Origin of the sequence: Leptospira neocaledonica (assembly GCF_002812205.1) — a bacterium.
Classification (GTDB): Bacteria; Spirochaetota; Leptospiria; order Leptospirales; family Leptospiraceae; genus Leptospira_B; species Leptospira_B neocaledonica.
Map to the genome: position 1 here is coordinate 228,993 of NZ_NPEA01000006.1, position 15,469 is coordinate 244,461.

Here is a 15,469-nt window from a genome sequence, read left to right on the forward strand (position 1 = left end):
GTTAGTCCTATTTGTTTAAGGTAGTTCAATTATCCTCCTTCAGAAATATCAGTTCAAAATGATGATTTAATAAAATACGTTCCCTTAATAGATTTCATAGGAGGCGTAGCAGAAACAAATATTATCCCGTATTGGAGATAGTTATCCTGAATGTTTAAGAGCAAGACAAGGATACTTTGGGACTAAAAGTAAGTTCTCCAGATACATCATCTTCTTTAGCGTACGTTATACTATCATATACCCAATACTCATGTTCCGTTCTTGTATGTAAGATTTGGACTCGAAAGTTACAAATTGGTAAGATTTTCATCGAAAAAGAAAGTAACACTTTCGATTTTTCTGTTTTCTATTGAAATCCATTGACTCAGTTTTCCAAATTTTTCATATATATTATATAAAAAACGCAGCAATTCAGATTTTAAGACAAATTTACTAGTTAGAACTGGTTTGCTAATTCTGGGATTTTGGAATGAAAATTATAAAACGGAAACTTAAAAAATTTACCTTAATACTTCTGTTTCCTCTGCTCTCATTAATTTTGTTTACTGGGTTCTCAATTCAATCTCTCTTTAAAAGTATTACCGGTTCTCTCCTTCCTCAATCACTGCCTAAGCTCTCCGCGTTACCAAATGGTATGCTATCATCGAGTATTGAAATTGTTTTACCACCTGGAACGAAAGGGATCGTTCCTGCACTTGCCCTAACCTATAACTCCGGCGGAAATAACGGAATTCTTGGAGTTGGCTGGGGTTTACAAGGTATCTATTCAATATCTAGAGACCCGAAGTTCGGAATTAACTATGATGGTAATGATAATTTTCTATCTGACCAAGTTGGTCCTTTGATAGACATTTCAGGTAGCAAATCTAAATATCACAGCCAAAAGGAATCTTGGATTCAATTTGTTCCGAGTGGAGTTTGTGGGAACGGGCCCTGTTCTTGGACAGCTACGGACAAAGATGGAAATACTTATAGCTACGGGAAAACCAGCGATTCACGTGTAGAAGCTTTGGGAAGGAGCGGCGCCATTCGAACTTGGGCTTTAAATCAGGTTCGTGATCCATTCGGAAATGGATATGACATTACATATATAGAAGACACTTCAAATGGCGAGTATTATCCGAATGAAATCACTTACCAAAATCGAAGTATAAAATTTGAATATGATAATTCTCGGACAGATACATTTCCGAGTTATCTAAACGGATCATTGGTTAAGACCACGAAGAGAATGGAAGCTATTCGAGTTTATACTGACGGATCACTTATTCGCGAATATGAGTTCGATTATTCTTCTGGAACTTCGACAGGAAGATCCTTGCTAACTTCACTCAAGAAGAGCGAATCAAACACTTTTGGATCGGAGAGCTATGACGATCTGAAATTTTCCTATGGAAGCGATGGTTTTAGCTTACAGGAAATCCTAGATTCAAATCTAAATACCACAGTCTCAAACGTGAATCTGTTTGTTCCAAGTGGACTTTTGTTATATGCAAATCTTTTATTTGGAAATCCTTTGCCAACTCAGCCAACCGCTACAGAGAAACGAATGGCGAACTATTTGCAATATGCTATGCACATTCCCGTACCAGATAGAGAAAGTTGTAACAACGGACCTTCAGCCTGCCTTTGTGCGGCTTACGCACCATGTTGGGGAGGTAATGTAGGCTTTTTTAATTATTTAGCCTCCATGTGCCTTGCTTATAATAATTGGGGCGGGCCCACTTATTGTGCCTCCGGAATCGAATCAGGACTTACCTATTGGACTCCGATGGACTTGGATGGAAATGGGATTTTGGATTTTGCAAGTATTGTTGGTTCAGAGACAGCAAATACGATCCGTTTAAGAGTCTGGCCTGTTCAGAACGGTACGATCGATTCAAATTCAAGTTTTTTAAGTCCAATTCTCCCGCTACATTATAATACTTTCTACCAAGCTGTGGATCTTAACGGAGATGGAAGAACAGACTTCGCCTATGAAAGCGGTGGAAAGCTGAATGTTATTTACTCCCAAGGAACTTCTTTTAGCAATCCTTCTAACTTTTCTAATGTAGTCATTCCTGCTGCCAATAGGAACATGCAAGCATTTGTTCCATATTCTTATTTCTTCGAATATTCCACTACAAATCCCACGAGAATGGCGACCGACAAGGCGCCTACTGATTGGTTTGCTGATATGAATTCAGATAGTCTTGCGGATTTTATTCACTACGATGGAAGTAAATTTAATATTTATATCAATCAGAAAGGTAGTTTCGCTAACCCAATTCAAATCGCCGGGACATCTGCGTATTTTATTAATGAATTTATGGACTTAGATTCGGATGGAAAAGCTGAATTTGTTCGTTTGGTCCAATACAGCGAAAATCCACAGTATACTGCCGTAAACTCTCAGTTGCAAGCTGCCAATGCGCAAGCGGATTCAATCACGAGCACTTATAATACTGAAAACGATATATTGAATTCAATACTTACAACCGGCGGAACCAGTATTCCAAATTCTGATTTTAACTCCTTGGTTGATTATTACTTAACTGGATGTGGTTACTATATTTCGAATATAGGAATCGGAAATTATTCTTTTGACGATGTTGTTTTGGTTCGAAACAGCTCCGGAGAAAACGTTGCTTGTATTCAAAACGACCCAAATTACATCGATATCATTCAATTGCAGGCGGCCCGAATTGGAACTGCCATTCCTACTACCAATACATTATCCAATGATTTACAAGTGATATACGCTGCCACCATCGGTCCTATCGCAGCCATTCAAACTGATTTACAAAATCAATTGAATTCACTGAATGCAAGTGCAAATGGAACGATTCGATACCGACTTGATGTTACTACTTTTAATCTCACCGCTAAAACATCGAGTACGGTTCAAAACGACTTAGGGACAAGCGCAGATCGTCTACGCAGTTTTTTTGGTGACGTGAATTCAGATAATCTTCCCGATTTTGTCACAATTGTCGGGAACCAAATTAAAGTTTCTTTAAATACCGGCAAAGGGTTCGCTTCGCAAGTTTCAAGTAGTCTCAACGCTACTGATGGCATTAAAGCAATTCAATTTAACTTTTCAGATGTAAATTCCGATGGCCTGGAAGATTTAGTTCTATACAATAAAGAAAGTCAAACCGTAGAAAGCTATTTATCCAACGGCGCGGGTTCGTTAAATTACAATTCTGCTTTTGGTTTCGGCCAATTTGCACTAAGTGAGCAAACTACAAATGGAGTTTATAAAGCAGATCAAGGTCAGTTTATTATCCAGGATGTAAATGGAGACGGTTCAAAGGATGCTTTACTAATCAAGTTATGGCAAGATAAGACGCAGGGGCATGTCCTTATCAGAAATGGAAGTTCTAAATCTTCTGACGAAGACGATCTTATTTCTGCTACGAATGGAATTCAAACGTCATCAGTTAGCTATACAACAAAACACGGTCATGCTGGAGCGATTCAAGCAGGAAGCGGAGACTATCCAAACATAGTAGATGCAAGTCATTCTTTCTTAGTAACAGGAATTTCTTCCGATATTGGATCTGGCGTAACAATTGGTGAAAACTTTGAGTATAAAAATGCAAGATTCTATCTTGGGCATAGAAATATCGTACGCAGCCTAGGGTTTGCCAGTGTAAAAGAAATAGACTCTGGGACCAAATTTTACAAACTTACTGAATATTTCCAAAACGATTATAGGCTAGCAGGGGTTCCGAGTACTTTTAGTAACTATAATGCCTCCGGAAACCTTCTACAACAAACAATCTATAGCGGTTTCCGATTCCCAAATCCTTTCGGAACGGAAATAGCATCTCCAACTACAGTTTCCACCAGTTCTTATCACAACGGAAATATCGAACTTACTTCGGACACTAGTTTCACGTTAGATTCCTATGGATTTACAACAAATCAAACGGAAACATCCGGATCTCACCAAGTTTCTTTAGATATAAACCTGGTTCATGATACAACGAAATGGAGGATTGCCCGAGCCATTCGTAATCTAAAGTCGGTCGATGGAGTTACAGTTCAAGATAAGTCCATAACGTATAATGGTGATAGTATTAGCTCAGTTACACAGTTTTCCGGAACTTCAGCCGAACAAAAGACTAGCTATGAATATGATACCTATGGGAATCCTATTTTAACTAGAGATGCACTTGGTGCGACTACTACAATCAAATACGATCCTGTTGTTCATACCTTCCCGATAGAAGCCACAAACGCGCTGGGGCATGTGGAAAAAATTAACTATGATCCTAATTTGGGGGTCGAAATCTCGAAGACGGACGCCAATGGAATTGTCTCTTCCAAGACTTATGATGTATTCGGGCGAGTAAGCACCGTTATCTATCCAGGGAATTCGAATTGGAATGAATCATATGAGTATAATAACTCCGGAAAATTCAATTTAACCGATCTATCGAGCAATCAATCGATTACTAAAACTATTCGGGACAATGTTAATGGAACGAAAACTACAATTACCGAATTTTCAGATCCTTTTGGTAATATCCTAAGATCCATTTCGAATACGGCCGTAAGTGGATCAAATTTGATCACGGACTCAGTATTTGATTACAAGACTGGTCTTCTGTTAAAGAAATCTAATCCTTATTTTAATAATACAGTTCCGTACTGGACAGAATATAAATATGAGGACCCGGATTATCGTTCAACTCAAAGCATCTTCACAGGAACCCAAGGTCAGATCATAACAAATATTTCGTACTCAGGACTTTCTATTTCAAAGTTAGTTTCTTATCCCGACGGACAAACTAAAACATTTGGAGAATCTAAGAACGAACTAGGCCAAGTAATTTCTTTGACGGAGAACGATAAAACGATATCCACTGTTTACGCACCGAATGGGCAACCTGCAAAGATTACTGATCCTGCCGGTCGTATTACTACATTTACTTATGATTCAGCAGGCAGAAAGACGAGCGTGACTGATCCAAATTCTGGAACTATTGGCTACGTGTATGATTCACTCGGCCGAATTACGAAACAAACGGACGCAAGAGGAAAAAATATAAGTTTCACCTTCGATAAAATAGGCAGGGTTATCTCGACCCAAGCTAGTGGTGGCGAATCTCCGATTACCAACGAATACGATGGAACAAGTTCATCACATGGAATCGGAAGACTGACGAAAGTTAACGACGGATCGGGTTCGACCGAAATCAATTACAATTCACAAGGTAAGGTGACACGGCAAATCAAGACAATCGACGAACAACGGATTATAACGGAATTGGAATATGATTCGTTAGGCAGACCGATTACGATCGTTTATCCCGAAGGCTCAAAAGTTCACCAAAGTTATTCTCAAAATGGTAATTTAGAAAAAGTAACGCTGGATACGGCAGACGGAAAAAATTCGGGTGTTACAGTTGCAGAATACGCCGGTCCTATATTTCAGAATGACGAGGTTATATTTAGAAAGACTACAGGAAATGGTGTGGTAACAGATATAAAAATCGATTTATCTAATTTTCAAACGACATCTCTATCTTCGACTAAAAACGATGGAACAATTATCCAATCGTTTACATACCAATATGATCCTAAGGGAAATGTTATAAAACAAATCGATAGTAAATATTCGAATCGAAATCAGATATTCTCGTATGACAAGCATAACCGTCTGATCTCTGCTACTGGAAGTTACGGAACGCAAAACTATACTTATAGTTCGGATGGAAATTTGCTTCAAAAAGGGGATGTTAGTTTTAGCTATACTGACCAGAATCATGCAAATGCTGTTACGGCTGCGATTTCCGAGAAAGGATCCGTAAGTTATTCTTATGATGCTTCCGGAAATATGATTTATCGAAACGGAGATGCGCTTTTATACGATTCGTATGGAAGATTGATAGAATATCAAACGACAAAAGGTGAAATAATCAAGTATACTTACGATTTTTCGGGAAGTCGGGTTAAATCTGAGAACTTAAAGACTGCTCTAGTAACCTATAGTGTTGATGACCATTACGAAATCGCAAAAACTCATGGAAAGAACGAGAAGCATACTATGTATGTTAAAGGTTTGGGCGGAGAAATACTGACACAAATAACGAGAATGAATGCAAAATTGCTCACCCAAGTTAGCGGAAATTCTCAGATTGCCTTTGGTGGCAACACCTGGTTAGACGATCTTGGATTTTGCTCTGGTTTAGCTATCGATTGTGATCTGTATTGGAAAAACAGATTCGTAAGCCCTATACAACATTTCCTTGCATATTCTTCTTTCTTTTATAAAGGCATTCCAACTCTATCTTTCCGAATTGGATATATCTTCTTTATCTTAAGTCTGTTGTATTTTGCGTATCCATTTCTATTGAAAGGAAATGAGATTCTCCAAAGAAAGAAGATTACCGGCTTATCAATGCCGCTTCTACTTCTTTCTATTTTCGGGATTTTTGCTATTCCAAATTGTAATGCATTTATAGGAAAAAATAAGGGCCCTTGGCATGATTTGGAAACTTTCCTTGAAGAAAGCGCAGCTATAGGATCCAAAAGCGGAGGCATAGACGGTTCCGGAGTGCCTGCCGTAGGTGCTTTCTTTTATCATTCAGATAGGCTTGGCTCGACTTCTATGCTGACCGACGGTTACGGCAATCCTGTTTCCGGACCTGGACGTAGTGGAGTAAGTTCGATAAGTTATCTTCCTTATGGGGAGCTTAATTCCTCGGAATCTACTGGTCCAGATATCTTTCACTATAAGTTTACCGGACAAGTATTGGATGCAGATACCGGTTTGTATTATTATAAATCTAGATTCTATGATTCGTTTTTAGGAAGATTTATTCAAGCGGACGATAGAGCTGATAAAGGAATTAACGCTTTAAATCGATATATGTACGTCGGCGGAAACCCTACAAATCGAATCGATCCGGATGGCCATGTAAATTTAAGCCAAGCAATCCATATGTTTAATCGAATCGTTGGTCACATGCTTGGGAAAAATTTTCATAATGGTAATAGTCCGAGCCTTAATTCGATCGGTCGCGATTTGGCCCGTAGCGGGTTAGGAAAGAATTTAACAGGAGCTTGGCGGTTTACTTGGAGGTTGGTAAATAACATAGGGTTTGTTGTCGGAGTTTTAGAGGGAGTTTTCGACTATATAATTTCGATTCCATATGCCTTATACAAGGGGACACCTATGCCGTATTTAACCTATCATCATGGAGGATTTATGGTTCATAATTCAGCTTATGCTGAAATTGATTGGACGTTTAGTGGAAGTTCCGTGCGCTCAGTGACGTCAGGGGGAGTTGCGCATTTAAGAAATGGAGACGAAAATAAATTAGTCATGAAGCATGAGGAAGGTCACATGCAGCAAAATATTAATTATTTTGGAGATACTGCTAATATAGAATATGGAGCAGATTTTCATCAGCTAACATTGGATTATTCAGCAACGCCATACTTATTCTATCTAGCCTTTGGGCCGCAAGCACTACAAGCGATAGCGGCAATGAATGTCTATTATGGTGGAAGCTCTGCTCAAGGGCTAAATGTCCTCGCCTTATACCTTAATCCAGAAGGGGCAAATCCGGCGACTAATCTTTTTTATTTCTTGTATGCAGTCCAATCGGATCTTAATCACATTAAGCGATAATGCCAAAAGGGGAATTGAAAATGAATCTGAACAAAAGCTTATTTTTGTTTTTTTTAATTATATTACTTTTTATTCAAAATTGCTCAACATGCATTAATTGTAGTGATAAAAAAATGTCCGCAGCAGAATGTGCTTTGCTAGCGATAGCCGGTGAAAGTAAATCTACTGGAAATCCAGAAGATATAAAGGCGGCAACTAATCTATTCTTTTTAGAATGCACGTCGTCAAAGGAATGAATAGATTCAATTTTTGAAATTTTAGTAAAAAATTAGGAAGTAAACAGATGAGATTTTTATTTTTAACAATACTTTTGGTTTGCGCTAGCTGCGCTGCAGTTCCACCGGGCGGCGGAGGTGCGTTAATATACAATGATTTTCGCGCTCCGTACAAGACATTCCCGGTAAAATTAGGAACACAGACCGCTGAATCTTCTGCTCATTGTATATTAGCCTTGGCCTGTTTTGGTGATATTTCTGTCAGCAGCATCGCACAAAAGAAGGGAATCAAGTTCGTTACGAATATTGAATATGAATTTTTTAACATTTCTTTCTTTTATAGTAGAACAAAAATTATAATCGTCGGATCCGATGAAGCAAAGAATCCTTAAGCAGTTATTATTGGCTGGGTTAGCTCTAATGATATTTTCCAATGAGCTATTCGCAAATGATTCTCAGACGAATATGGCCGGGTTTTCTTTGTATTCTTTTCTTAGCCTCGCGGCTCCGGTCCCCCCTCCCGCTGATCAGTTAAGAGGGTACCATATTAATTTTAACGCGAATGATAACTCGGAGTCGGATAGCGATAATAACATTCCACTAAGAACGTTTCAGAAGAGAACGATTCCACTACTATACGCAGACGTGAGTTTTCCAATATATTCAGAATCTGCTATAAGCAATACACTAATATATAAATACTCGACGAGATGTGTAGTCTGGGCGTTGCCACTGGCTTGTTTATCGGGTGATGGCGAGAGATTCGTTGAGAAGGCAAAGATAACCGATATTACGATTAATTACTTTCAATTTACTATTTTGTATTTTTCGTATGAGATTGTATTTCGAGGATTACCTGATAAGTAGTATCTTGTATTTCGAAATTTTTTCTTACTTCTTTTTTCAAAGTTTTTTTTAGCCTAGGTGCTTCGACAGACTCGTTAATGAAAAAGATCCATATTTCTGCGTTTGTGAGCGGTCACGGTTTCGGTCATATCAGCCGTAGCCTAGAAGCAATCCTCCAAATTTTAATTCAAAATCCTGAATGGACTGCAACCGTTCATTCTCCCAGAGGGGAAGAATTTGCATCATCCCTGGATGTTTCCGGTATTTGGGGGAAAGTCAGAAATAGAATCCGATTCAGAAAAACAAAATCGGATGTGGGCATCGTCCAAAAAGATTCTCTCGGAATGGATCTTGACTCGACGGAATCTGAAATTTTAGAATTTAAGAAGAACAAAGAATCCCTCTTACAATCAGAAACTGAATATCTCAAAAAAGAAAGCCCTGATATTATTTGGTCAGATTCTTCTTCTTTTCCTTTTTTGATCGCGTCCGATCTTAAGATACCTTCTTTATTTTTAGGAAATTTCACTTGGGATTATATTTATTCCTATTATGAATCTACAATATTCAGAATATACTCCGAAGAATTAAAAAAGGAATATGCACTCTGCGATTTAGGTCTTGTCCTTCCACTCTCTTGCCCTGTCACTTCGATCCGTGTAACCAAAAACATCGGATTATTAGGACGTAAACCGAACCTAACTAAAGAAGAAGCTAGAAAATATTACGGTTTCGAAGAAGGTATAGAGTATTATCTATTTTCCTTTGGAGCATATGGGATCGACTCTTTTCATTTTGATTGGAAAGAATGGGACCCGTCCAAAAGAAGGATCGTAATTGGTGGAATAGAATGGAAGATAGAGGCCAAAAATAATCTAGGAATTGTGACAATTCCTAACTGTCATTATCCCGACCTACTCAGAGCAAGCGACTTCGTATTGACCAAACCAGGTTATGGGATCTTAAGCGAGTCATATTTTTCAGGGACTCCCATCCTTTATACCGACAGAGGTAACTTTCCAGAATATAAATATTTGGTAGAAGCGTTACAGTCTCAGTACAAATCCTCTTATATTTCCCATAATGACCTGTTCTCTTTCCGCTGGGAAGAAGCGTCCAAGAGCGCAATGACTTCTAACGTTATCACTGATCCAAGATTCCAAAGGGATGCTATCAAAGAGATCCAAGATTCTATCTTAGAATTTATCAAATAAGTTACATCGTCCAGCTAACAAGCGTTTGGCAGAATAGAATACAGTCTAATGTCTTCCTTTCACTTTTTTACTTTTCTTCCTTTAAAAAATCGAGTATTTTAAGCCGCGACTGCGATTGTTTGGAGGGCGTCATGTGGAAGGAAAGAGTCCGCGGTAAGGTAGAAGAATTATTTGCAAAGGCCGGAGTCAGTTTCGGAGGAAATGCTGATTGGGATATTAAAGTTAAGGATGATAGATTATTCGAAAAAATATTCAGTAACGGTTCTCTAGGCTTAGGAGAAGCTTATATGAACGGCTGGTTCGAATGCGGAAGGTTCGATGAAACAGTCCGAAGATTATTAGATAAAGGTATAGAAAAGGCCGCCAAAACTTGGGGAAATCTATTTCTATATTTAGAATCCATAATATTAAATCGCCAATCCAAAAGAAGAGCGTTTGTGATCGGAGAAAGACATTATGATCTCGGAAATGACCTATTCGAGTTGATGTTAGACAAGGAAATGGTTTATTCCTGCGCTTACTGGAAGAATGCCGGCTCCCTAGATCAGGCTCAAAAAAATAAAATGGACCTGATCTGTAGAAAGCTGGATCTCCAACCAGGTATGAAAGTTTTAGATATAGGATGTGGCTGGGGAGGACTTGCCAGACATGCAGCCAAAGAATACGGAGCGGAAGTACTCGGTATTAGCGTTTCCAAAGAACAACTGTCTCTCGCGGAAGAAAGGTCCAAAAACCTAAAAGTTAAATACGAATTAATGGACTATCGGGATGTAAAAGACAATTTCGATTCTGTCCTTTCCGTAGGGCAAATGGAACATGTGGGTTATAAAAATTACAGGACCTATATGGAAATAGTTTATAAATCTCTAAAGGAGAAGGGATTATTTTTACTTCATACAATCGGCTCTAACGACTCTCATAAAGTGACTGATCGGTGGATCGAAAAATATATCTTTCCGAATTCACATCTCCCATCCGCGGCCCAGATCACAAAGGCAAGCGAAAACCTTTTTGTCTTGGAAGATCTTCACAATTTCGGTCCCGACTATGATAAAACTCTCATGGCTTGGTATCATAATTTCGAAAATGGATGGAGCCAAATCCAGGAAAAATACGGAGAAAGATTCAGACGTATGTGGGAATTTTATCTTTTAAGTTGCGCGGGTGCGTTCCGTTCTCGGAAAATACAACTCTGGCAGTTCGTATTTTCGAAAGGAGATAGAGAAGAAGTATATCAGGCTGTTAGATAATCGCAGCATAGTAGTAAATATGCGATGTAGGAACTCCAACATCGCAAACTTTAATTTACTCTAAGACTCCGCGTCTCTGTGTGAAAACACTCAGTGCCTCTTCCAATCTCCGTGCCTGAGCTACCTGAACCAGGAGACGATCTGTTCTTTGCGTATCCTGGTTTGGTATTCTAAAAATCTTTCTTTCCACCAAGGATGAGTTTTAGAAAGATCCGTTTCCCAAAACCAGAAATGAAGGTCGTTCAATGTACGCTTATCCCAAAGGAGTCGATTCATCTCCTTAGGATTTAAAGAATCTGGACCGTATTCTTTCCAGTTAGAAACCAGAGCGTTCATATATCTTTTACGCGCGTCCGATTCTTTTTTTCTGGTTCTCAAACGAGAAATATGAAAACGAAATAGAAGGGGATCCACAACGGATAGAAAAATTCCTCTTCCTGATTCCATTCCTTCCAAGAACTTAGAATATTCTTTTTCCAAAGTTTCAGTATCTGACAAAAGAACATTCTTTCTGGTTTCTTCGGGTGTTAAGAGAAAGCCTCTTTTTGCCCAAAGCTCTCCTTGTTTAGAAGAAGAGGTCCATACTCCCCAGAAATAAGAAAGAAGCCAACCGCCTGTAATCGGCAATAACCAATAAAAAAGTACAGGATAATATACAAATAACCAGATAGAAATTCCTGTGCCATAAAAAGCTTGAGGAAGTAAGGCTCGAGCAGCAGCCATTCTATCTATTCCTTGAGAAGAGTCCCTGTTTTGAGGCCCCCATTCTATCTTTCTATTCCAGAAAGTCATCCAAAGGAATCTGGTGTATTGGACCATATAAGCCGGGGCCAAGATGACCGACTGGATAAATTCTACAAAAAAAGAAATTATAAATGAGAAAAATCCAATCCCACTTTCTTTCCTGCGAAAAAACAAACCGTCCAAGAAGGAAAGTATCCTAGGCATAAATAATATTAGAATAGTATAAATCTGTAATCCGTAGAATACAGGAAGATACATACTCTCTTGGAATTGCGCCCATTCTTCCGGAATAGATGCCAAACGGTAATAATCCGTATCCGCCATCACTGTAAAACTAGTCGCAACAAGTAATAATGCCCAAAGAAGTGAGCTTCCGTAAGACAGGATACCTAATAGAATATGGATCCTACTCGAGATCCGCAAGCCCCCCACGAATAAAAACCAAAAATGTTGCAAATTCCCCTGGCACCAACGATTGTCCCTTTTTAAACTTTCCAGAAGATTGGGAGGACATTCTTCATAAGAACCTTCTAGGTCGTATGCAAACCAAACTGTATATCCAGCTTTTCTAATTAAGGCTGCTTCTACCGTATCATGAGAAAGAATCTTTCCTCCTATGGCACCTTCTCCAGGCAAACCAGGAAGTCCGCAATGTTCCATAAAAGGTTTTAATCTTACGATCGCATTATGACCCCAGAAAGGTCCGGAAAACACCTGCCAATAATAAGAGCCTGCTCCGAAGATAGGATTGCCGAGCCAGGTCCCGAATTGTGCAAGCCTTTGAAATAAACTTTTGCCTCGGATGATCTTAGGAACTGTTTGTATAATACCTGCGTTAGGGACTGCTTCCATAAGGTGGATCAGATTCAGCATACATTCACCGGTCACCAAACTATCCGCGTCCAAGACGATCATATATCTATAACGTCTTCCCCATCTCCTACAGAAATCGGCGATGTTTCCCGATTTTTTGTTTAGGTTGATCCTTCTTTTTCTGTAATATACTCTTCCCTTCGTTTCGGGTTTTCTGGAAAGTTTGGAGAATGCCTTCTCCTCTTGTAGCCAAATATCAGGATCCGTTGTATCCGATAATAAGAAGAAGTCTAAGTTCTCTCCCAAACCGACTGAAGCCGCGGACTTCATCATGGATTCCAAACCGGCCGAAACTCGAGCTACATCTTCGCAATGAATTGGAATAACTACTGCGGTTGGCGGGAGTTCCTTAGGGCTAATTTTTTGTCCTGCAATCAAACCGGAGATACGTGTAGGATCTCCTCCTCTAATTCTTTGGATCGTTCCAAAAATTGCAGTAGTGGCCCCGAAAGCTAATAAAGGAAATAAGAAGCAGAATAAGAGTAAAGTCGCCCATTCCAAAGGAGAAATCCCGTTTATTAGAAGAAAACGATATTCTAAATAGATTCCGAACAAAGAGAGAAGTCCCAGAACCCCTACGAATCCTAACCTTCTATACGTAAATTTTCTAGAATCGAATGCTTCCTTTAAGATACCTTCCGGCTCAGTAATACCTGTGGGAAATGTTTCCGCATTCATGAGAAATACCAAAAAGCTAAAGAAATATAAACTGCGGCCCAGAATAATGCAGTAAGAACCAATGCAACTGGCTCTGGTTTTTCCGCGGAGGGAGAAGCCAGATCCGCGAGTGGACCAAAATCGATAGGTCTTGGAACCATAGAACCCGGCTCCAAAGGAGGAAGGCTACTCTCCCATTCACGATGAAGTTTTACAGAAGTTTCTTCCTTAAAAATTTCGAATATATTTATGTCAGAGGATTTGGATTTTTCGAAAACCTTAGAAAGAGTATTATGGATCTCTAAACTATCTTCTATCCCCATTCCTCTCAAATAAAGTTCAAGGCGTTCCCATTCTTTGGAAAGATGAAGACTTTCTGAAAGACTAAGGTTCTCCAAGTCTTCCTGTTTTTTCTTAGTTCGGCTCAAGTACGAAATTCCAGGTTTCAGAAATGATTTCTTGGTTTCTACTTAATGCAGCCCTCAGATCGGAGGGTCTAAATTTATTTTTAGGATACACCCCAAAGGTAAGTCTCCACACTCCCGTTTCTTCTATCTTTTGAACTGAATATTCGGATAATTCCGCATTTTCTCCAGTATCTATTTTCGCCTGAATATACGCGAATGGATCCAAAGAACTTAAATTAGAACTTTTAAAATCCACATAGAACATTTTCAGATCAGGATCTCCCTGCACATCTCCGATCCGGGTAGCTACAACCTTTGCCATAGAGTCGGGAAGCGGATCTGTATCCGGCCAACGAACTGTATAAGAAAAATCGAATGGAGTCCCTGGCTGAGGAATAGGTTCCGGCATCCAATAGGCTCCCATATTATCGTCCGAATCCTGAATGGTCGGATTTTCAAGAAGATGAACTGTTCCTTTCCCAAAAGGGATTTCAGGCTCCACCCAGGCACTCGGTCTGAGTTGGTATTTCATCTCGCTATGTTGGTAATTCTGAAATTCTCGATCCCTTTGGATCAGTCCGAAACCTCTTGGATTTTCATCGGAGAAAGAATACGTTGTGCTTTTTTTCGGATTATCTAACGGCCTCCAAATCCATTCTCCTTTTCCAGAATGAATGAGTAGTCCATCTGAATCGTGAGACTCCGGATACGCCTGTCCTTTAGGAATTCCTCTAGTCTCGCTATACCAATACATACTTGTTAATGGAGCAATCCCAAGCCTGTCCACCTTGGTCCGAAGAGTTACCTCCGCATTTACTTTTACTGCAGAAACTTTTCCCGGAGTGATCTGGAATTCGTAAGCCCCTGTGGCAGTTCTTCCATCTAATAAAGCATAAACAGTAATCGTAGAGTCCGTCTTGTCCGGCTTGACTACGTAAAATTCTCTAAAAGAAGGAAAGTCTTCCGGATAAGGCATACCGGTATTGACTGCAATTCCCCGAGCGGAAAGCCCGTACCATTGTTTTTTAGAAATGATCCTATAATAACTTGCACCTTGGAAAACTGCAAACTCATCCGTATGCTCTTGAGTATTGATCGGGAAATGGATCTTAAATCCCGAATAACCTAAATTAGGCGGAAGCTCGCCCACACCCTTTAATTTGGATAGATCAAAGGAAGAAGGATCATACGGGATCTCCCTCGCAAAGTCCCCCCGTACTTCAAAAACTCTTACATTAGTATTATATAAATGTCCTGGATGCAAAAACTGTAACTGGAAAGGGTTTCCTTCCTTTTTCCATACAGATTTTTCAGGACGAAAAAATATGTTCTTATATTGGTTCCAGGGTAGACCTTTCAAAAAATCCGTAGTGGAATGTTTAGGTGGAATGTAACGTAATTTAGATAAGGCCCTAGCTCTTACTTTGAGATCCGAGAATGAAAACTTGAAGGTAGGATGAGTATTCTGGTCGGAAATATCTCCCTCCATCACACTCAGTAAGGGAGAAGAAGAGAAATCAGGTTCTTCTCTATCCCGTCTTTGCTGCCTATCTGCGACAGCAAAGAGCAAGGCTGTTGCCACAAAAGCTAGAATTATATGCAGTCGTAACAATTCGTATCTTTCCTTTCAGCAAGA

General features: G+C 39.4%; 7 protein-coding genes. 4 read left to right on the forward strand and 3 right to left on the reverse strand.

Annotated features, from left to right (window positions below; all coding sequences use genetic code 11):
- Window positions 1–469 precede the first annotated feature (469 nt).
- The 4 genes from CH365_RS12360 to cfa all read left to right on the forward strand — a co-directional run bounded on the left by CH365_RS12360 (window position 470) and on the right by cfa (window position 11,152).
- Window positions 470–7,627 carry an RHS repeat-associated core domain-containing protein gene (locus tag CH365_RS12360; RefSeq protein WP_100768869.1) on the forward strand — a complete coding sequence of 2,386 codons (7,158 nt, stop codon included), beginning with the start codon at window positions 470–472 and terminating at the stop codon, window positions 7,625–7,627.
- Between the two features lie 283 nt (window positions 7,628–7,910).
- Window positions 7,911–8,234: a TRL domain-containing protein gene (locus CH365_RS12370; protein WP_100768871.1), complete on the forward strand. Its 324-nt coding sequence runs from the start codon at window positions 7,911–7,913 to the stop codon at window positions 8,232–8,234.
- Window positions 8,235–8,786: 552 nt separating this feature from the next.
- The gene (locus tag CH365_RS12380) at window positions 8,787–9,902 is read left to right on the forward strand and encodes a glycosyltransferase family protein (RefSeq protein WP_100768873.1); all 1,116 of its coding nucleotides are present in this window, start codon (window positions 8,787–8,789) and stop codon (window positions 9,900–9,902) included.
- 131 nt (window positions 9,903–10,033) lie between these two features.
- Window positions 10,034–11,152, forward strand: a complete 1,119-nt coding sequence (gene cfa / locus CH365_RS12385) for a cyclopropane fatty acyl phospholipid synthase (RefSeq protein WP_100768874.1) — start codon at window positions 10,034–10,036, stop codon at window positions 11,150–11,152.
- Window positions 11,153–11,272: 120 nt separating this feature from the next.
- Here the strand turns inward: cfa and mdoH are convergent, their stop codons facing one another.
- From mdoH to CH365_RS12400, 3 genes are read right to left on the reverse strand one after another with little or no spacing between them, the layout of a single operon-like run.
- On the reverse strand, window positions 11,273–13,447 hold the full coding sequence (gene mdoH, locus CH365_RS12390) for a glucans biosynthesis glucosyltransferase MdoH (protein WP_100768875.1): 2,175 nt from the start codon (window positions 13,445–13,447) through the stop codon (window positions 11,273–11,275).
- The gene (locus CH365_RS12395; protein ID WP_100768876.1) at window positions 13,444–13,854 is read right to left on the reverse strand and encodes a hypothetical protein; all 411 of its coding nucleotides are present in this window, start codon (window positions 13,852–13,854) and stop codon (window positions 13,444–13,446) included. Before CH365_RS12395 ends, mdoH begins: the two co-directional genes overlap by 4 nt.
- Window positions 13,841–15,445, reverse strand: a complete 1,605-nt coding sequence (locus CH365_RS12400; RefSeq protein ID WP_100768877.1) for an OpgD/OpgG family glucan biosynthesis protein — start codon at window positions 15,443–15,445, stop codon at window positions 13,841–13,843. Before CH365_RS12400 ends, CH365_RS12395 begins: the two co-directional genes overlap by 14 nt.
- Window positions 15,446–15,469 lie beyond the last annotated feature (24 nt).